This window comes from Mycobacterium sp. IDUB_19, from assembly GCF_055419445.1.
In genome coordinates this window covers 1-19,308 of the sequence record NZ_JBVAXR010000010.1, presented here as the reverse complement: position 1 = coordinate 19,308, position 19,308 = coordinate 1, and the positions used below count along the sequence as shown (strand labels likewise).

20 protein-coding genes and 1 other RNA gene are annotated in these 19,308 nt (G+C 64.8%); 12 read left to right on the top strand and 9 right to left on the bottom strand.

Going from position 1 to position 19,308, the window contains the following annotated elements:
- Nucleotides 1-60 precede the first annotated feature (60 nt).
- The gene (locus ACZY0B_RS10620) at nt 61-1,059 is read right to left on the bottom strand and encodes an acrylyl-CoA reductase family protein (RefSeq protein ID WP_463764064.1); all 999 of its coding nucleotides are present in this window, start codon (nt 1,057-1,059) and stop codon (nt 61-63) included.
- Nucleotides 1,060-1,081: 22 nt separating this feature from the next.
- Between ACZY0B_RS10620 and ACZY0B_RS10615 the strand changes: the two genes are divergently transcribed.
- Nucleotides 1,082-1,939, top strand: a complete 858-nt coding sequence (locus ACZY0B_RS10615; protein WP_463764063.1) for an oxidoreductase — start codon at nt 1,082-1,084, stop codon at nt 1,937-1,939.
- Nucleotides 1,940-1,954: 15 nt separating this feature from the next.
- On the opposite strand, the gene ACZY0B_RS10610 is transcribed toward ACZY0B_RS10615, so the two are convergent.
- The 7 genes from ACZY0B_RS10610 to ACZY0B_RS10580 all read right to left on the bottom strand — a co-directional run bounded on the left by ACZY0B_RS10610 (nt 1,955) and on the right by ACZY0B_RS10580 (nt 9,953).
- Nucleotides 1,955-3,163, bottom strand: coding sequence for an acyl-CoA dehydrogenase family protein (locus ACZY0B_RS10610; RefSeq protein WP_463764062.1), 1,209 nt, complete (start codon nt 3,161-3,163; stop codon nt 1,955-1,957).
- 24 nt (nt 3,164-3,187) lie between these two features.
- On the bottom strand, nt 3,188-4,585 hold the full coding sequence (locus tag ACZY0B_RS10605; protein WP_463764061.1) for an acyl-CoA dehydrogenase family protein: 1,398 nt from the start codon (nt 4,583-4,585) through the stop codon (nt 3,188-3,190).
- Between the two features lie 77 nt (nt 4,586-4,662).
- Nucleotides 4,663-5,445 (bottom strand): histidinol-phosphatase, encoded by a 783-nt coding sequence (gene hisN, locus ACZY0B_RS10600; protein ID WP_463764060.1) that lies wholly within the window; start codon nt 5,443-5,445, stop codon nt 4,663-4,665.
- Between the two features lie 45 nt (nt 5,446-5,490).
- A complete protein-coding gene (locus ACZY0B_RS10595; protein ID WP_463764059.1) occupies nt 5,491-6,288 on the bottom strand; it encodes a slipin family protein in 798 nt (265 codons plus the stop codon).
- Nucleotides 6,276-6,911: a hypothetical protein gene (locus ACZY0B_RS10590; RefSeq protein ID WP_463764058.1), complete on the bottom strand. Its 636-nt coding sequence runs from the start codon at nt 6,909-6,911 to the stop codon at nt 6,276-6,278. Before ACZY0B_RS10590 ends, ACZY0B_RS10595 begins: the two co-directional genes overlap by 13 nt.
- 3 nt (nt 6,912-6,914) lie before the next feature.
- A complete protein-coding gene (locus tag ACZY0B_RS10585) occupies nt 6,915-9,233 on the bottom strand; it encodes a nitric-oxide reductase large subunit (protein WP_463764057.1) in 2,319 nt (772 codons plus the stop codon).
- 291 nt (nt 9,234-9,524) lie between these two features.
- Nucleotides 9,525-9,953 (bottom strand): pyridoxamine 5'-phosphate oxidase family protein, encoded by a 429-nt coding sequence (locus tag ACZY0B_RS10580; RefSeq protein WP_463764056.1) that lies wholly within the window; start codon nt 9,951-9,953, stop codon nt 9,525-9,527.
- Nucleotides 9,954-10,094: 141 nt separating this feature from the next.
- Between ACZY0B_RS10580 and ACZY0B_RS10575 the strand changes: the two genes are divergently transcribed.
- Both ACZY0B_RS10575 and ACZY0B_RS10570 read left to right on the top strand, forming a co-directional pair.
- Nucleotides 10,095-10,412: a hypothetical protein gene (locus ACZY0B_RS10575; protein WP_463764055.1), complete on the top strand. Its 318-nt coding sequence runs from the start codon at nt 10,095-10,097 to the stop codon at nt 10,410-10,412.
- A gap of 69 nt (nt 10,413-10,481) precedes the next feature.
- A complete protein-coding gene (locus ACZY0B_RS10570; protein WP_463764054.1) occupies nt 10,482-10,685 on the top strand; it encodes a hypothetical protein in 204 nt (67 codons plus the stop codon).
- A 48-nt stretch (nt 10,686-10,733) separates the two neighbouring features.
- On the opposite strand, the gene ACZY0B_RS10565 is transcribed toward ACZY0B_RS10570, so the two are convergent.
- Complete coding sequence (locus ACZY0B_RS10565) at nt 10,734-12,095, bottom strand: FAD-dependent oxidoreductase (RefSeq protein WP_463764053.1); 1,362 nt, start codon at nt 12,093-12,095, stop codon at nt 10,734-10,736.
- Nucleotides 12,096-12,279: 184 nt separating this feature from the next.
- Here ACZY0B_RS10565 and prfB point away from each other — a divergent pair, with 184 nt between their 5' ends.
- From prfB to ssrA, 9 genes are all read left to right on the top strand, one after another.
- Nucleotides 12,280-13,386, top strand: coding sequence for a peptide chain release factor 2 (gene prfB / locus ACZY0B_RS10560; protein ID WP_463764052.1), 1,107 nt, complete (start codon nt 12,280-12,282; stop codon nt 13,384-13,386).
- On the top strand, nt 13,376-14,362 hold the full coding sequence (locus ACZY0B_RS10555) for a mechanosensitive ion channel family protein (protein WP_463764051.1): 987 nt from the start codon (nt 13,376-13,378) through the stop codon (nt 14,360-14,362). The genes prfB and ACZY0B_RS10555 overlap by 11 nt, the downstream gene beginning before the upstream one ends.
- On the top strand, nt 14,359-14,838 hold the full coding sequence (locus ACZY0B_RS10550; protein WP_463764050.1) for a hypothetical protein: 480 nt from the start codon (nt 14,359-14,361) through the stop codon (nt 14,836-14,838). Before ACZY0B_RS10555 ends, ACZY0B_RS10550 begins: the two co-directional genes overlap by 4 nt.
- Before the next feature lie 44 nt (nt 14,839-14,882).
- Nucleotides 14,883-15,572: a cell division ATP-binding protein FtsE gene (gene ftsE, locus ACZY0B_RS10545; RefSeq protein ID WP_463764181.1), complete on the top strand. Its 690-nt coding sequence runs from the start codon at nt 14,883-14,885 to the stop codon at nt 15,570-15,572.
- Nucleotides 15,572-16,465, top strand: coding sequence for a permease-like cell division protein FtsX (gene ftsX, locus ACZY0B_RS10540; protein WP_463764049.1), 894 nt, complete (start codon nt 15,572-15,574; stop codon nt 16,463-16,465). The genes ftsE and ftsX overlap by 1 nt, the downstream gene beginning before the upstream one ends.
- A 2-nt stretch (nt 16,466-16,467) precedes the next feature.
- Complete coding sequence (smpB, locus tag ACZY0B_RS10535) at nt 16,468-16,977, top strand: SsrA-binding protein SmpB (RefSeq protein ID WP_463764048.1); 510 nt, start codon at nt 16,468-16,470, stop codon at nt 16,975-16,977.
- 53 nt (nt 16,978-17,030) lie between these two features.
- On the top strand, nt 17,031-17,819 hold the full coding sequence (locus tag ACZY0B_RS10530; protein WP_463764047.1) for an EamA family transporter: 789 nt from the start codon (nt 17,031-17,033) through the stop codon (nt 17,817-17,819).
- 78 nt (nt 17,820-17,897) lie between these two features.
- Nucleotides 17,898-18,743, top strand: coding sequence for a maleylpyruvate isomerase family mycothiol-dependent enzyme (locus ACZY0B_RS10525; protein ID WP_463764046.1), 846 nt, complete (start codon nt 17,898-17,900; stop codon nt 18,741-18,743).
- Nucleotides 18,744-18,859: 116 nt separating this feature from the next.
- Nucleotides 18,860-19,228: a transfer-messenger RNA gene (gene ssrA, locus ACZY0B_RS10520) on the top strand.
- Nucleotides 19,229-19,308 lie beyond the last annotated feature (80 nt).

The following is a 19,308-nucleotide window of genomic DNA, read 5'->3' as shown; positions in this document are numbered from 1 at the left end:
GCCTCCGTTGTCGATAGGGCCGGAAGCTTCCGGCCAGCGCTCGAATAGCCTACTGCCAGCTCAGAATCCACCGGCGACGCGCACCACCGCGCGACCGGAGAAGGTGCCCGCACGAAGTTGATCCAGCACGCCGACGACGTCTTTGACGTCGACATCGCTGGTGACAGCGTCCAGATGCCGCGGCCGCAAGGAGTCGCCGAGCAGCGCCCACAGCTTGCGGCGCCGGGCGATCGGCATCAGCACCGAATCCATCCCGAGCAGGGAGATGCCGCGCAGGATGAACGGCATCACCGTGGTGTGCAGCGCGGGCCCTCCGGTGAGCCCGCTGGCCGCCACCGCGCCGCCGTAGTCGACGGTGCTGAGCACATCGGCCAGCGTCGCACCCCCGACGCAGTCCACCGCGCCCGCCCACCGCGCCTTGGCCAGTGGTCGTGGTTTGGCGTCGGGGTCGGCGGGCAGCCGGCCGATAATCTCCGCGGCGCCAAGCTCTTTCAGCATCCCGGCGGCTTTCTCCTTGCCGCTGGATGCGACCACTTGGTAGCCGGCGGCCGCCAGCAGGTCCACGCTGACCGACCCGACGCCGCCGGAGGCGCCGGTGACGACGATGGGCCCGGCGTCGGGCGTGATGCCCCAATCGATCAGCGCTTGCACACTCATCGCCGCGGTGAAGCCGGCGGTTCCGATGGCGGCGCCCTCATGCGGACTCAACGCGCCGAGCGCCACCACCTGGTCGGCGGGCAACCGCGCGTACTCGGCGTAGCCGCCGTGGTGGCCGGTGCCGATCTGGTACCCGTGGGCCAGCACCTGGTCACCGACACTGAAATCGGGTGACTGCGATGCGACGACTTCGCCGGTCAGGTCGATGCCCGGCACGATGGGATAGTTGCGCACCACGCCGCCGCCCGGCGTCAGCGCCAGCGCGTCCTTGTAGTTGACGCTCGAGAACAGCACCCGGATCGTCACTTCACCGGGCGGCAGGTCGGACGAGCTGAGTGTCTCGACCGACGCGGTTACTTGGTCACCATCTTGGCGGGCTACCAGCGCGTGAAAAGTGTCCATGCGACGACGCTAACCTCGCCCTATGGATCCCTATCCACTCGGTCGCTTTTCGGTAGCCCGGATCGGCTTCGGGGCTATGCAACTGCCTGGTCCCGGTGTACTGGGGCCACCGCGCGATCGCGACGAGGCGCTGGCGGTGTTACGCCGTGCCGTCGAACGCGGCGTCGACCACATCGACACCGCCCAGTTCTACGGCCCGGATGTCGCCAATGAGCTCATCCGCGAGGCGTTGCACCCCTACCCGGGGAACTTGGCTTTGGTGAGCAAGGTCGGCGGACGTCGCGATGACGCCGGCGCCTGGCTGCCGGCGAGCGAGCCGGCCGACCTGCGCCGCGATATCGAGACGAATTTGCGGACGCTCGGCGTCGACCAATTGGCCGTGGTCAACCTGCGGCTATTCGAGAGCGACGGGCCCGACCAGCTGTTCGACGATCAGCTCTCGGTCATGATCGACGCCCGCGACGAGGGATTGATCGGCGGAATCGGGCTGAGCAACATCAACCGCGAACACCTGCTGTACGCCGTGGAACGTACCGAGATCGCCTGTGTGCAAAACGCTTTCAATCTCCTTCACCGGGACTCGGCGGCGGTGCTGGAGGAGTGCACCAGGCAGGGCATCGCATTCGTTCCGTTTTTCCCGTTGGGCGCGGCTTTCATCCAGCCGAACCCGGTGCTCAGTCACGAGCTGGTCCAGAACGCCGCCGAGCGACTCGGGTGCACGCCCGCGCAGGTCGCGCTGGCATGGACGTTGAGCGTCGCGCCGAACGTGCTGCTGATACCGGGCACCTCCTCGCTGCGGCATCTCGAGGAGAACCTGGACGTTGCTTCGATCGAGCTCGACGCAGACGCGCGTGAGCAGCTGAACGCCATCGCTGCCTAAGCCCGCGGCCGATCGCTACTTGAGTTCGGCGGACGACAGGCCCAGCAGGCGGCGGGCGACGACGAGCTGCTGAATCTGCTGGGTTCCTTCGAAGATGTCCATGATCTTCGAATCACGAGCCCACTTCTCCAACAGCGTCTGCTCCGAATAGCCTGCGGTGCCAGCCAATTCGACGGCTTTCAGTGTGACGTCGGTGCCCACGCGGCCGGCCTTGGCCTTGGCCATCGACGCTTCTTTGGAGTTGGGGATCTTGTTGTCGGCCTGCCAGGCGGCGCGCAATGTCAACTGGTAGCTGGACTCCCAATCGGCCTCCATGCGCAGGAATTCGGCCGCGGCGGCGCTTTGCGCGTGCGCGGGCCTGTCGTAGGAGATCTCCACTCCAGCCTCGGTCAGGATCTTGCGCAACTCTTCCAATGCGGCCCGCGCGATTCCGATCGCCATGCCGGCGACCACCGGCCGGGTGTTGTCGAAGGTCTCCATGACGCCGGAAAACCCTTGGCCCGATTCGATTTCAGGGTTGCCGAGCAGGTTGTCCTTGGGTATGCGTGCGTTGTCGAATCGGATGACGGCCGTGTCGGAGCCCTTGATGCCGAGCTTGTTCTCCAGCCGCTCGACGGTGACACCGGGATGTTCGCGCGGCACGATGAACGACTTGATCGCCGGACGGCCCTGTGACTTGTCCAGCGTCGCCCACACCACGATGTGCGTGGCCCGCGAACCCGCTGTGACGAAGATCTTTTCCCCGTTGATCACGTACTCATCGCCGTCGAGCTTGGCGGTCGTGGACACCGCCGCCGAGTCGGATCCGAAGCCGGGTTCGGTGATGGCCATTGCCGCCCAGACTCGGCCAAGCCGGCTCAGCTGTTCGTCGGTGGCGACCCCGCTGATGGCCGCATTGCCCAGGCCCTGATAGGGAATCGACAGCATCATCGCCGCGTCGCCCCAGCAAGCCTCCAACGTCTGCAGGACCGCAGCCATGTTGGAGCCGTTGCGGTTTTCTTCCTTGCTTTCGCTGCCTCCCAATGCGTCAGCACCGGCCAGCCCCAGGGCATTGGATTCGGCGGCCCCTGAGAACAGGCTCGCCAACGTGTCCAGCTCGACCGGGTAGGCGTGCTCGTTGAGGTCGTACTTGCGGGCGATCGGTCGCATCATCTCCGCGCCGGCCTGGTGCGCTTTGTCGATCACCGCTTGCATCTTGCGGGGCAGTTCCAGATTGATTGCCATGATTGATCTTTCGCTAGTGCGGAGCTAGATGACGACAACACCCTCGGCGATGCCGATGGCCCGCAGGTCGCGGTACCAGCGTTCGACGGGGTGTTCTTTCGTGTAGCCATGGCCGCCGAGCAGTTGCACGCCGTCCAGGCCGATTTGCATGCCTTTGTCGGAGCCCAGGCGCTTGGCCAGTGCCGCTTCGCGGATGAACGGGAGTCCCTGTTCGGCACGCGCGGCGCCGCGCCAGGTGATCAGGCGCAGCCCGTCGAGCTCGATGGCGATGTTGGCGCACATGAACGCCACGGCTTGACGACGGGCGACGGGCTCGCCGAACGCCTCGCGTTCCTTCACATACGGGATGACGTAGTCGAGGACCGCGTGCGAGGTACCGACGGCCAGCGCGGCCCAGCCCAGCCGGGACAGCGCGATCGCCTCGGAGTAGTCCGCATCGGTGGCTGCGTCTTCGCCCAGTCGGGCATTCAGCGGCACCGACACTCCGGAGAGCTCGAGCTGGCCCAGGGCCGCGGCCCGGATGCCCATGCTCGGATCTGCCTTGACGGTAAGGCCTTTGGCGGCCGACTCGACGATGAAAAGTGCCGGCCTGCCGTTCAGTTGCGCGCCGACGATGAACAGCTCGGCGTCGGCCGCGGCCGGGACCAACGACTTCACGCCGTCGAGTCGGTATCCGCTCGGTGTGCGCACCGCGGTGGTCTTGAGCCGGGTGGGGTCGAACAGCGGCTGCGGTTCGGCGATGGCCACGCAGGCCTGTGGGACATTCTCGCCGGCGAACTCGGACAGATAGGTGGCCTGCTGGTCGGCGCTGCCCCAGTGGGTCAGCGCGGACGCCACACCGCCCGGTGCCAGGATGGGCAGCGCCAATCCCATGTCGCCGTAGGCCAGTGCCTCGGCCACCAGAACGTTGGTCACGCTCGAGCGGTGTGCGGCGATTCCTTCGAAGTCTTCGGGGATATTGATCGCCGTGATGCCCAGTTCCGCGGCCTTCGCGATCAGGTCGGGCGGGTAGCTCGCCGCCTCGTCAGCCTCGGGCGCCGCGGGCCGCAGGATTTCTTCGGCGAATTCTTCAAGGGTCTCGACGATCATCTTCTGTTCGTCGTCGGGCCTCAGGTCGTAGTAGTCCTTGCCGCTGGACTTGAGCCGAGTCGGCCCACTGCGCAGGTTCTGGACTCGCTTGAACTGCCGGGACGCCGCGCCCGCGGTGGAGAAGATCGTTTTCGTGCCGTAGCGCAGGCCCCGGTTGAGCGGGTCGCGCAGCTGGTATTTGTCCAGGAATTCCTGGCCGACGATCGGGGTCAGCAACGCCATGGCGATGTCGATCCCGGTGCGCTTGTGTGGTTGCATCCCGACGCCGGTTTTGCGGCCGCGCCGTTTTGCACCCGAGCGGGAGGTATTTGAGCCGGAGACAGTGTCCGTCATTTCAGCAGCCTCGGTAGTTGGGGCGATGCGATGAAGACCCTATCTTACTCCGGAGTAAGATAAACAGCGCGTGTTAACTAGTTCACACCAAGGCTGCGCAGCACGCGCTCGTGTAGCAGGCCGTTTGTCGCCACCGCGTCACCACCATGTGGGCCGGCGACGCCGTCCAGGCCGGTGAACGTCCCGCCCGCCTCACGGACCAGGATGTCGAGCGCGGCCAGATCCCACACCGAGACTTCCGGCTCGGCGGCGATATCGACGGCCCCCTCGGCAAGTAGGCAATACGAGAAAAAGTCACCGTAGGCGCGTACCCGCCACACCGCATCGGTCAGTTCGATGAAGCGGTCACGCAGGCCGCGCTGCGCCCACCCCGACAGGCTCGAGAACGAGAGGCTCGCCGAATCCAGTTGTGCCACTGACGAAACCGATAGAGACCGCGGCGGCGCGCCATCAGCCGACACAAAGGCGCCCTGGTCGCGTGCCGCCCACCACCGACGTTGCAGCGCAGGCGCACTCACGACGCCGACCACTGGGACGCCGTCGTTGAGCAGTGCGATCAAGCTCGCCCACACCGGCACTCCGCGCACGAAGTTCTTGGTGCCGTCGATCGGGTCGATGATCCATTGGCGTCCGGTGAACGTAGTGGTCCCGCCGAATTCCTCGCCGAGGACGCTGTCGTCGGGCCGCTCGCGCGCGAGCACCTCGCGCAGTTCGGCCTCGACCGCCCGATCGGCGTCGGTGACCGGAGTCAGGTCCGGTTTGGTGTCGACGCGCAGGTCCAGCGCTCCGAACCGGTCGCGGGTCAGCACGTCCGCACCGTCGGCAAGTGTCATTGCCAATGCGAGATCGTCCTGACTCATGCCAGCAGTCCTACCACGGCGGTCGGCTGCTGGGTGCGGCGTACGTCATCCTTCGTGGTTGAAGTTGTCGACGACGCCCTGCAACGCCCCGGGGTTGCGCAAAAACGGCGTGATGATGTCGACCGGGAGGGGGAACACCACCGTCGAGTTCTGGTCGGCGCCCAACTCCAACAGCGTTTGTAGATACCGCAATTGCAGCGACGCCGGGCTCTTCGAGAGGGTCTCGGCCGCTTGCCGCAGCTCCTCTGAGGCCTGCAGTTCCCCGCGCGCGTTGATGATCTTGGCGCGGCGCTCGCGCTCGGCTTCGGCCTCGCGGGCCATCGCCCGCTGCATCGACTCGGGTATCTCGACGTCCTTGATCTCCACCACCCGAACCTCGACACCCCACGGTTCGGTCATCTTCTCGATGATGGTGCGCAGATCGCTGTTGAGGTCCTCGCGGTGTGCCAGCAGCGTGTCGAGATCCGCGCGGCCCAACAGCGAGCGCAGTGTCGTCTGGGCGATCTGCGAGGTGGCGACCGCATAGTTCTCGACCGCCAGAATCGCCTTCAGCGGGTCGGTCACCTGGAACATGACGACGGCGTTCACCCGGGCCGGGACATTGTCGCGGGTGATCACCTCCTGCGGCGGAATGGTCAACGTGACCAGCCGCTGGTCGACCCGAATCATCTTGTCCACCAGTGGAATCAGCAGCTGAAGCCCGGGCTGATAGAGCGGGCGGACATGGCCCATCCGGAACACCACACCACGCTCGTACTCGCGCAGCACCGCTAGCGACCACCATGCGAGCACGATCAGGACAACGATCAGCGCGGCGGTCGCCGCGATTGCTACTCCGGCCATTTCGCCTTCTCCTTCTTGCCTTCCCAGCTGCCCCAGCGAGTGGAATACCGGTCGATCGTCGCGGCCACTTGGTCCTCGATCGCGGTACGGTGCGGCAGGTGCTCGGGCGCATTGGACGGCGTGTTCCACAGGTGCCGGGCGAGGGGCAGGCCCAGCACCACCACGACCAGAATTGTTCCTATCAGCACCAGCAGATCGCTCACGGAATGATTGGCGACCAGGGTAGCCAGCGGCAGGATCACTCCGAATGTGGCTACACAGCAAGCGATTCCGCGGTGAAACCGCCCGGCATCCGAATGCGGCCAAGGGTCGATGTCACGACCGATCTCCCGGCCGTGATCCGACGTCGTGCAATTGGCTTTGACGGGACAGCTGTTACACACGGCCGGCAACGCGCGATAGCGCATCACCCGGTGCTTCGGATCGAACGAGCTCGGCCACAACCAGTGATCCTGTGGGCACACCCAGGCATCGTGGTCGGGCCGGTAGACGAATTGGCCGGTGCGCCACTGCGCGGCGCGTGCCGACGCGTGGCGCGCCATCGTGTCGAAACCCCATCCGATGGCCACCAGTGCCACCGAATACCCGGCGATCAACCACACCGATGTGGCCGGCGGCGCCATCGGTCAGTCCTTCGCCGGTGCGGGAGTACCTGCGGCGGTGTCGATCTCGGTGTAGAGCGGGTGTTCCGGCAGCTCCTCGACCGTCGAACCGGAGCGGAAGTTGCGCAGTGCGGTCCATGCGATCCACACGAAGGGCGCCACGCCGCCGACAATCATGATGACATCGCCTGGTAGCCGCAGCCATTCGAGAACCGAATTGCCGGGCTTGGTGATGTAGCCCAGCGATCGCGCTTCGAAATAGCCGTCGCCGACCGAGTGGTAGAGCTGCAGCACGCCCAGCGGCAACAGGGTGACGAACACCATCCACGCCAAGCCGATGTTCATGCACCAGAACGACATTCGGGCCAGCTTCTCCGGCCACCTGTCCGGCGGGATCACATAGCGGAACGCGAACATCGCCAGGCCCACGGCGAGCATGCCGTAGACGCCCATCATCGCCGCGTGCGCATGGTTGGCCGTCAGCGCGGTCCCGATCTGGTAGTAGGAAACGACTGGCAGGTTGATCAGGAACCCAAAGATGCCTGCTCCCAGGAAGTTCCAGAAGCCGACCGCGACCAGGAACATCACCGCCCAGCGATGGGGGAACGGGTTGGCGTCACCTGACTGCTGGCGCGCGCCCAGCTGCAGGAAGGCCCATGCCTCGACCGTCAGGAAGGTCAGCGGGATCACCTCGGCCGCCGAGAAGAACGCGCCCAGCGCCATGTGCTCGACCGGGGTGCCGGAGAAGTACAGATGGTGCATGGTGCCGATGACACCGCCGGCGGAGTAGAGGATGACGTCGAGGAAGATCACGCCCAATGCGATTCGTTCGCGCACCACACCCAGCAGGACGAACATGTAGGCCACCATCACGGTGGTGAACAGTTCGAGGAAGTCCTCGACCCACAGGTGCACAACCCAGAACCGCCAGAACTCGGCAACGGTGTAGTGAGCGCCGCTACTGGCCAGCAGCCCGACGGCGTAGAAGGCCGGGATCGCCAGCCCGGAGAAGAAGAACAGCCACGGCATGTTCATCTTCGACTCGCCCCTGAGCCTGGTCCGCATGCCGCGCCAGATGATCGCGATCCACAAGAACAGCCCGACGATCAGCAGGATCTGAAACAGCCGCGGCAAGTCGAGATACTCCCACTGCTGCGAGAGCAGCCCGTGCGGAATCACCCCGTAGATGGAGAGCGCCTCGCAGGTCAGCGAACCGAACACCACCACCGCGACCGCGACCAGCAGTACGTACGCCAGCAGGCCCTGACGGCGCGGCTCGCGGCGGGCGATGAACGGCACCAGGAAGATGCCGCCGGCCAAGAAGGCAGCCGCCGTCCAGAACAGCGACAGCTGGACATGCCACGTCCGGGCCAGGTTGTAGGGGAGCACCCGGGCCAGGTCCAGACCGAAGAACGTCGACAAGTCCGCCCGGTAGTGCTCGGCGGCCGCGCCCAGCAGCGTCTGCGCCAGGAACAACACCGACACCACCGCGAAGTACCAGATGCACGCCCGCTGCGCCGGCGTCAGGCTCACGTCACCGGGCTGGCGGAACGACAGGTTGGAGGGCTCAGCGCTGTGCCAGCCGACCTTCTGACTCCATCGCCCGTAGACCGCGAACATGATTCCGATGCCGCCGAGCAGTGCGATCAGCGACAGCGCCGACCACACGATCACCGCGGCCGTGGGACCGTTGTCGACGCGCTTCTCGGCCGGCCAGTTGTTCGTGTAGCTGTATTTGTGGCCGGGACGATCGGCGGCCGCCGCCCATGCCGTCCAGGCGTAGAACGCCGTCAAGTCGCGGATCTGCGCCTTGTCGGTGATGAACTGCGGCAGCAGCCCGTACTTGGTTGAGTTCTCGCCGAAGTAGGCCGCGTAATGGTTTTGGATGTGGTCAAACGCCGCAGCCTGGCGGTCGGTGAACACCAGCGTCTTGGTGTCGGTGTGGTAGCGGTTCGTGCGGAATTCGGTGACCACCCGTTCGTGCGGATCTGTCACACCTTGTGCGCGCAGTTGATCGGCCACGTCGTCGGTGGCCATCCGCAGGTATTCGGCGGTGTAGTCAGGCCCCAAATAGGCGCCGTGGCCCAGCACCGACCCGTACTCCATCAGTCCGCGGGCCTGGTAGAGCTCCTGGCCGCGGGTGATGTCGTCGCCGGTGAACAAGAGCTGGCCCGATTCGCTGACCACTTTGTCCGGCATGGGCATTGACGCCGTGTAGGTGCGGTAGGCCAGGATGCCCATCACGAGGAACCCGAAGATCATGACGAGTGCGACGCCCTGGATCCAGCCCTTTCCGATGAGGGGTTGCGACGATGTCTGATGAACGCTCTGGTCAGTGGTCATTTCGACGACCTTCCTGTCGGGCGCTGGGCCCTGCCGGCGTCGACGACGCCACATAACATCCAAGGCGGGCTGCGTCGCGGAGGCAACAGTATTGGCCGCCGAATTTGATCGAAAGCGGCCAGTGACGCTGATTCGATGGCTAATACCGCTGGGAGACATAGAGTTTGGTGCCTGCACCGTCGCGAATCCGGCCCCCGGCTCAGGAACCTTTGACCCTTACAGTGCACCGTTTTGCGGCGGGATTATGTTACTGCGGGTTGCAGATAAGTTCCGCAGGGCGGGTTGACCGCGTCAGGCAAAAGAGGCGTTGGGATCGGGTTCCGGACCGAATGTGAATTGGCGTCCGGTGATATCGGTCGGGGTCACCCGGACGTAATGCTTCTTGATGGTCGCGGTCCACGGCATCAGCTGGGCGCGTTCGGCTTCCTCGATCTCCGCCGGGGTGCGCAGCACCCGGGCGTGGCCCCGGACAATCACACTCCAGCCCTCGGCGACGTCGTGGTCGTCGGCCTCGAACACCACAACGCTGTTCGCCACGGCGGAAAACAACTTGGTGCCCTCGGCGGTGCGAAACAGCACGGTCCGGTCTTGCACCGCGTAGTTCACCGGGAAGATCTCGGGCTCACCGGCGAAACTGGTCACCAGTCGGCCCAGGGCGACGCCGCCCAGCCTGCGCCAACTCTCGTCTTTCGACAAAACGACCGCGGGCTCATCAGTCATCGACCTCACCTTTCCATGGCGCACCATTTCAAAGTCGACGCTACGGCGAATCCGCGTGCGACAGTAGGGTCCTAGGTCAATTCGGCGAACACCGCCCTCGGTGGGCCACCGTTTTCGCCTCGGCCGTCCTACCATGGCGACGTGTGGGAATTCGGTTTGCTGCTTTTGCTCGTCGCGGTCTTGGGCGTATTTCTTGTGCAGCGATTCGTCCCGCGCGGCCCGCGCGGTGAGCTCCTCAATGGCACGTTACTGGTGACCGGAGTGAGCCCGCGACCGGATGTCACTGGCGAGCAGTACGTCACCCTCGCCGGTGTCATCAACGGGCCCACCGTCAATGAGCACCCCGTCTACTGGCGTTTGGTGGTCGACGTCGACCAATGGCCGTCCATGGGTGAACTGCATCAGGTGGTGTATTCCCCGAAGAATCCGGACAACTGGAAGTTCGCCCCGCCCGAGTAACCCGCCGCTCGGCGCCGAGGGGACCCTATCGCTGCTTGCATTGTGGCTGCCAGGTGGCATTCTGATGGCATGGCGGGCAAAGACATCGACCGGACCCGGGCGAAGAGTGCTCTCGAAGTGATCAGGCAGCACCCGGTCCTGGTGCTCTTCGCGGTGTCGCCCGCGCTCGCGGCGCTGGGCGTCATCTGGTGGGTCGCCGGCGCGGGGTGGGCTATCGCCGCGGCCATCGCTCTAATGCTCGCCAGCGCGGGCTTCATCGTCTTCCGCAGCTGAGTTACGTTCAGCCCCAACGTAATTAGGCCATCGCGGACCGGTCTGCGATCAGCCGTGGCTGATGTGCAGCAGCCTCTCCAGGCTTGGTAGTTTGACGCGGGGACGTCCGTGCGGTTCGCCGGCCGCACGCTCGTGGCGATCGATGATCTCCCAGTGCGCCGAGGTGACCAGCTTCGGTTGACGTGAAGCCAGCCAGTCGGCCACCTTGTCGGCGTGGTCGTCCGGGAATTCGGACAGTTCTTCAGCGCCGGTCAGATCGTTGATCAGGGTGTCGACGGTTTCCTGGGAGTCCTTCTTGTTGGTGCCGATCACTCCGGTCGGCCCCCGCTTGATCCACCCGACGACGTATTCGTTGCGGCTGCCCTCAACCCGGCCGCCCGAGTTGGGGATGGTCGCGCTCTTGTCATCGAACGGCAGGCCCGGCGTGGGCACGCCGCGATAGCCGACCGAGCGCACGACCAGTTGAACCGGCAACTGCTCGCGTTCCCCGGTGTCCTTGGCCGAGACCCGCCCACTCTCGTCGGCGACCAACTCGTTGCGGCCCAGCACGATTCCCTCGACCCTCTCGCCGCCCTTGAGCTCGATCGGAGACGTCAAGAATCGGAACACCATGCGACGGTGTCCCGGGCGGGGTTCGCGGTTGGCATAGTCACGCAGCACCTTGATGTTCTGCTTGGTGGTTTTGCCGGCGGCCTCGGCGTCCTCGTCGCTGATGCCTTCCAGCTGCGCGGGATCGACGATCACGTCGACCCCTTCCAGGTCGGCGAGCTCGCGCAATTCCAGCGTGGTGAACGCGGTCTGCAGGGGTCCGCGCCGGCCGACGATCACCACTTCTTCCACGCCACATGGGCGCAGCGAATCCAGGGCGTGATCGGCGATGTCGGTGCCTGCCAGCGCGTCGGGGTCGGTGATCAAAATCCGTGCGACGTCGAGTGCGACGTTGCCGTTGCCGATGACGACGGCCCGGGCACCCGAGAGATCCGGCGAGATCTGCTCGAAGTTCGGGTGCGCGTTGTACCAGCCGACGAAATCGACGGCAGCGACGCTGCCCGGCAGTTCCTCACCGGCGATGTTGAGGGAGCGATCAGACTGCGCGCCGACGGCGTAGATCACGGCGTCGTAGTGCTCGGCGAGCTCGGCGGCCTCGACGTGTTCGCCGACCTCCACGTTGCCGAAGAAGCGGAAACGCGGATCGCCGGCGGTTTTTTCGAACTGCTTGCTGATCGACTTGATCTTGGGGTGATCGGGCGCGACGCCGGAGCGCACCAGACCCCACGGCGTCGGCAGCATCTCGAGCATGTCGACAGCGACGCCGATCTCATCGGACGTATCGGCGGCCTTCAGCAAAGACGCTGCGGCGAAAAAGCCCGACGGTCCGGAGCCGACGATGGCGACATGGAATGGACGCATATGCAAGCCTTCTGTTCATGCCCGGCTGCGACGCAAGCGGCTGAGAACGGGCTGGGCGTCGCAGTCGCGGGCGCACATGATGGTGATTCGATGCTAGACGGTGAACCCCCGACGGTGGTCGAAGTGCCGCACGTCGCGACCGCAGCATTCGCCGCCGACCAGCGCGCCGGTAACGTTGTCGGCTGTGGAACCCGACCGACAAGCCGATATCGCTGCCCTCGACTCCGCCCTGACCACGGTGGAGAGGGTGCTCGATGTGGACGGTCTGCGCAGCCGCATCGAGAAGCTCGAGCATGAGGCGTCCGATCCCAAACTGTGGGACGACCAGGCCAACGCGCAGCGGGTGACCAGCCAGTTATCCCATGCCCAGGGTGAGCTTCGTCGCATCGAAGAACTAAGGCAGCGCCTCGACGATCTGCCGGTGCTCTACGAGCTCGCGGAAGAGGAAGGTGCAGCCGACGCACGAGACGAGGCCGACGCCGAGCTCAAGGCGCTGCGCGCTGACATCGAAGCCTCCGAGGTACGCACCCTGCTGTCGGGCGAGTACGACGAGCGAGAGGCGCTGCTCACCATCCGCTCTGGCGCCGGCGGGGTCGACGCTGCCGACTGGGCCGAGATGCTGATGCGGATGTACATCCGCTGGGCCGAGCAACACAAGTACGGCGTCGAAGTGTTCGACACCTCGTATGCCGAGGAAGCCGGGATTAAAAGCGCGACGTTTGCCGTGCACGCGCCGTATGCCTATGGCACGTTGTCCGTCGAGCAGGGCACTCATCGGTTGGTTCGGATCAGCCCGTTCGACAACCAGAGCCGGCGTCAGACGTCGTTCGCCGAAGTCGAGGTGTTGCCGGTGGTGGAGACCACCGATCACATCGACATTCCGGAAGGCGATGTACGGGTTGACGTCTATCGTTCCAGCGGTCCGGGTGGCCAATCGGTGAACACAACCGACTCCGCGGTTCGGCTTACCCACATCCCAACGGGTATCGTTGTGACTTGCCAGAACGAGAAGTCGCAATTGCAGAACAAGGTTTCGGCAATGCGAGTGCTGCAGGCAAAGTTATTGGAGCGCAAGCGTTTAGAAGAGCGCGCTGAACTGGACGCCCTGAAAGGTGAGGGCGGCAGTTCGTGGGGTAACCAGATGCGCTCCTACGTATTACACCCGTACCAGATGGTCAAGGATCTGCGGACCGAGTACGAGGTGGGCAATCCGGCCGCTGTTCTGGACGGAGACATCGACGGGTTCCTGGAAGCGGGAATCCGGTGGCGCAATCGAAAAGATGACGACTAACACAACAATTCTTGCAACTTCGGCAACGCAGCGCTGGCACGGCTTTTGGCGCGGCGAGATCGGTGGCTGGATCCTCGATCGGGGTCTGCACATCATCATGCTGTTCATCGCCGCGGTACTGGCGGTCCGCTTCGTCACCTGGGTGGCTCAGCAGATCACCCGGCAGCTCGACGTCGGCTTCGCCACAAGCGACGCCCTGGTGCGCTCGGAGGCGACCAAGCACCGCCAGGCGGTGGCATCGGTGATCCAGTGGGCGTCGATAGTGATCATCGCGATCTGGGTCGTCGTTCAGATCGGCGAGGTGCTGCAGTTCTCGGTGGGCGGGTTCATCGCGCCTGCCACAGTGCTCGGTGCCGCGCTGGGTTTCGGCGCTCAGCAGCTGGTCAAGGATCTGCTCTCGGGCTTCTTCATCATCGTCGAGAAGCAGTACGGCTTCGGTGACCTAGTCTCGTTGACCGTCTCGGGGATCGCCGCCGAGGCGCGCGGCACGGTGGAGAATGTGACGTTGCGGGTGACCCGACTGCGCTCGTCGGATGGTGAGTTATTCACCATCCCCAATGGCCAGATCGTCAAGACCATCAACTTGTCCAAGGACTGGGCGCGCGCTGTGATCGACATCCCCGTCTCGACCAGCGCCGACTTGAACCGGGTCAACGAGGTCTTGCACGAGGTGTGCGACCGCGCCATGGACAACCCATTGCTGGGCGAGTTGCTGCTGGATGCACCCACCCTGATGGGGTTGGAGAGCATCGAAGTCGACACCGTCACGCTGCGCATGGTGGCACGTACCCTGCCCGGCAAGCAGTTCGAGGCGGGCCGGCAGTTGCGGGTGCTGGTCGTTCGGGCACTGGGCCACGCCGGCATCGTCACCACGGCCGACGCGACGGTGAGCGTGGTCGAGGATGACCCGGCCGCTCCCGCGGCCCAGGCCGCCGAGGCGGCTCATGAGATCGCGCGTGAGTCGGTGCAACGGTGAAACTGACACTCAACGTCCTGGAGAAGCGCAGCGACGATGCGGATAAAAGCTGGCCGAGCTACATGTTCGGCGGCCGGATTCGCACGTCGACACTGCTATTGATTGTGGTGTTTCTGGCGGTGTGGTGGGTCTACGACACCTATCGCCCCGAGGTTGCTCCTAAGCCGCCGGTTCCGCAGGTGGTGCCGCCGGGCTTCGTACCCGACCCCAACTACACCTGGGTGCCGCGCAGCAGGGTGCAGGAGCCGGCACCGACCAACACGTTCACGCCGACCCCGATCACCACGGTGCCGCCGACCCCGACCACGACGGCGCCGCCGCCGCCGCCGACGACCACGTCGCCGCCCCCGTTCCAGCTGCCCTGCCTGCTGCCGCCGCCCTTCTGTCCGCCCAGCGCGAGCCCGAGTCCACCAGCCCCACAGCAACCGCTGCCGGGGCCGGGTCCGGCGCCCACATCGGCGCCACCGGCGAGCTGACCTTCGCGTCGCACCGAAATTCACCGCTACACTGGCGTGCCGTGATGATCACCCTTGACCATGTCAGCAAGAAGTACAAAGCGTCGGCGCGTCCGGCGTTGGACGACGTCAACGTCAAAATCGACAAGGGTGAATTCGTCTTCCTGATCGGCCCGTCGGGTTCGGGCAAATCGACGTTCATGCGGTTACTGCTGGCCGCGGAGTCGCCGACCAGCGGTGACGTGCGGGTCTCGAAATTCCACGTCAACAAGCTGCCCGGCCGGCATGTGCCCAAGCTGCGTCAGGTGATTGGCTGCGTTTTCCAGGACTTTCGTCTGCTACAACAAAAGACGGTGTATGAAAACGTCGCCTTCGCGCTCGAAGTCATCGGTAAGCGCGCCGATCAGATCAACCGGGTGGTGCCCGACGTGCTCGAGACGGTCGGACTGTCCGGCAAAGCCAACCGGCTGCCGACCGAGCTGTCGGGTGGTGAGCAGCAGCGGGTCGCGATCGCGCGCGCGTTCGTCAACCGCCCGCTGGTGCTGCTGGCCGACGAGCCCACCGGCAACCTGGACCCCGACACCAGCAACGACATCATGGATCTGTTGGAGCGGATCAACCGCACCGGGACGACGGTGCTGATGGCGACGCACGACCACCACATCGTCGACTCGATGCGGCAGCGTGTCGTGGAGTTGTCGCTGGGCAGGCTGGTTCGCGACGAACAGCGGGGCGTCTACGGGATGGACCGCTAGTGCGCTTCGGCTTCCTACTCAACGAGGTCCTGACCGGGCTTCGCCGCAATGTGACGATGACGGTCGCGATGATCCTGACGACCGCGATTTCGGTCGGCCTGTTCGGCGGCGGTCTGCTGGTGGTTCGGTTGGCCGAGCACTCCCGCGCCATCTATCTCGACCGTGTCGAGACGCAGGTCTTCCTGACCGAAGACGTCTCCGCGAACGACCCGGCCTGCGGCACCAATCCGTGCAAGGCACTGCGGACGAAGATCGAAGGCCGCGATGACGTCAAATCGGTTCGCTTCCTTAATCGTCAGGACGCCTACGACGACGCGATCCGAAAGTTCCCGCAGTACAAGGACGTTGCGGGCAAGGATTCCTTTCCCGCGTCGTTCATCGTCAAGTTGAACAATCCCGAGCAGCACAAGGACTTCGACGTTGCGATGCAGGGCCAGCCCGGAGTGCTGTCCGTGCTCAACCAAAAGGACCTGATCGATCGGCTGTTCGCGGTCCTGGACGGCCTAAGCAACGTCGCGTTCGCCGTCGCGTTGGTGCAGGCAGTCGGTGCGATCCTGTTGATTGCCAACATGGTTCAGGTCGCGGCATATACGCGGCGCACGGAAATCGGAATCATGCGACTCGTCGGGGCCAGTCGCTGGTACACCCAGCTACCCTTCCTGGTGGAGGCGATGCTCGCGGCGGCCCTGGGTGTGGCGATTGCGATGGGCGGCTTGCTCGTGGTGCGGGCGTTGTTCCTGGACAACGCGTTAAACCAGTTCTACCAAGCCAATCTCATCGCCCGCGTTGACTACGCCGACATCCTTTACATCTCTCCGATTCTGTTCCTGCTCGGCGTGTCGATGGCCGGGTTGACGGCATACGCGACGCTGCGCCTTTACGTACGGCGTTAGCTGTGGCCGATAAGTCCAGTGGGGGCAAGGCGAGTGGTGGCAAGCGGGACAGCAAAAAGGTCGTGGCCACCAATCGCAAAGCCAGGCACGACTACGCGATCGTCGAATTGTTCGAGGCCGGAGTGGCTTTGGTCGGCACCGAGGTCAAAAGCCTGCGGCTGGGCCAGGCTTCGCTCGCCGATGCGTTCGCAACCGTCGATGACGGCGAGGTGTGGTTGCGTAACTTGCACATTCCCGAGTACAAACACGGTAGCTGGACCAACCATGATCCTCGTCGCAATCGGAAGCTGTTGTTGCACAGGGCACAGATCGACACACTGATCGGAAAAATCCGCGATGGTAACCTCGCCTTGGTGCCGCTTTCGTTGTATTTTTCCGAGGGCAAGGTCAAGGTCGAGCTCGCGCTGGCACGAGGCAAGCGAGCGTACGACAAACGTCAGGACCTCGCCCGCCGTGACGCCCAGCGTGAAGTTGTTCGCGAGCTGGGGCGACGAGCAAAGGGTATGAACTGATCGGAGCCGCTTACGCCCAGCTGTCCGCCGTCTCGTACGGGGTCAGCGATTTCATGGGCGGCGTAGCAGCACGGCGCGTCGCCGCCCTGCGCGTGATGTTGGCCGCGTACCCGGTCGAGGCGGTGTTGCTGGGCCTGCTGGCGCTCTGCGTGGGCGGGCCGATTCATTCGGGTGCGATCTTCTGGGGCTGCCTGTACGGCATCGGTCAGGCGTTCGGCATGTGGGCGTTCTACGCGGCGCTGGGCTCCGGCCCCATCTCGGTGGTCGCGCCGCTGGCGGGAGTGCTCAATGCCGCGGTACCCGTGGCCGTCGGCGTCGCCCTGGGGGAGCGACCCGGTGCGGCGGCGTCGGCCGGCGTCGTGCTGGCGATCGTCGCGGTGACGCTGGTCAGCCGTGAGGCCACGGTCGAGGGCAAGACACAATTCCGGTTCACCCCGAAAGTGGCATGGCTCACGATATTGGCCGGGTCTGCGTTCGGGCTGGACTTGGTGTTCCTTCACCAGTCGCCGCACGACTCCAAGCTCTGGCCCCTGATGTTCGCGCGGGTGTCGGCCACCGTGGTGATCACTATTCTGGCCGCGTCGAGGCGTAACCTGCGGCTGCCGCGGGGGCAGTCGATGAAGCTGGCGCTGGCCATTGCGCTGCTGGACATCTGCGCCCTCGTGACGCAGTTGATAGCGCTGCAGTCGTGGCTGTTGTCGTTGGCCAGCATCATGATTTCGCTTTATCCCGCCGCCACCGTGGTACTGGCGATGATGGTGTTACGCGAGCGAGTGAGTCGCTGGCAAGGGATCGGCATGGTGATGGCCATGGGTTCTGTCGCCATGATCGCCGCCAACTGACTTCTGTGTCGCGACCTAAGGGTTAGCGCCTTCGGCCCACTGGATTGGACGACCGCGGTGGCGGTCTAGCATCCGACCATGGCCACACGCTCTCTCACCACACTCGACAAACCGGATGTGTTGGACGGTCTGTTCGCGGTGTGGGACTCCTTAGACGCGCTGCTCGCCGGGTTGTCCGAGGCAGAGTGGCGGGCGGCGACCCCACTGCCGGGTTGGGACGTGCAGGGCGTGGTGTCGCACATCATCGGCACCGAGTCGTTCCTCGAGGGCATCGCCGCGCCCGAACCGAACATCGACGTCAAGGCGCTTGATCACGTGCGCAATGACATCGGGGCGATGAACGAGTGCTGGGTGCACCACCTCGGCGGGCAATCCGGCAGCAGCGTCCTGGAGAAATACCGCGCGGTGACCGAAGGTCGTCGCAAGGTCTTACAGGCGATGTCCGAGGAGGACTGGAACGCCGAGACCTTCACCCCCGCGGGCCCCGAGAGCTATGGACGGTTCATGCGGATTCGGGTCTTCGACTGCTGGATGCATGAGCAAGACATCCGCATGGCGATTCAGCGGCCATCGACCGACGCGGAGCTGGAAGGGGCCGCCTCGCGGCTGTCCCTGGATGAGGTCGCTGCCACCGTGGGCTTCGTCGTCGGCAAACTCGCCAAAGCGCCCGACGGCTCACGCGTCCTGTTCGAGCTGACCGGTCCGCTGGCGCGCAGCATCCGCGTCACCGTCGACGGGCGTGCGCAGGTGGTGGAGGACTTCGGCGGGCAAGAGCCGACGGCGACCATCCGGATGGATGCGCTGCAGTTCACCCGGCTCGCTGGCGGGCGCCCGATGTGCCCCGCGCGCCCGCAGGACGTCGAACTCGGTGGTGACAAGGACGTCGCCGGCCGGATCGTCGAGCGGTTGAACTTCGTGATCTGACCGCAGCCTGGCGCGGGAAGATAATTCCGTTGCTGCTGGTTATTGCTGCCGTAGAATGGGTTGACCTGCCGAAAATCGGCGGGTGCGAAGAAGCAGAGCGCGAAAACACAAGACAAGGGGCTGAACGGTTTCGACTTCGCGCATCGAATCAAGGGAAGCGTGCCGGTGCAGGCAAGAGACCACCGTAAGCGTCGTTGCAACCATATAAGCGCCGATTCACATCAGCGCGACTACGCACTCGCTGCCTAAGCGACTGCGTGTCTGTCAGACCGGGAGCGCCCTCGGCCCGGACCCTGGCATCAGCTAGAGGGACCCACCCACGGGTTCGGTCGCGGGACTCGTGGGGACATCAAACAGCGACTGGGATCGTCATCCTGGCGAGTTCGTGTGACCAGGAGATCCGAGTAGAGACATAGCGAACTGCGCACGGAGAAGCCTTGAGGGAATGCCGTAGGACCCGGGTTCGATTCCCGGCAGCTCCACAGGGAAGGGCCGCAGAGATGCGGCCCTTTCGTTTGACTGGATCGATTGCTTCGACCCGGTGCTCCGAATGGGCGATCCTTAC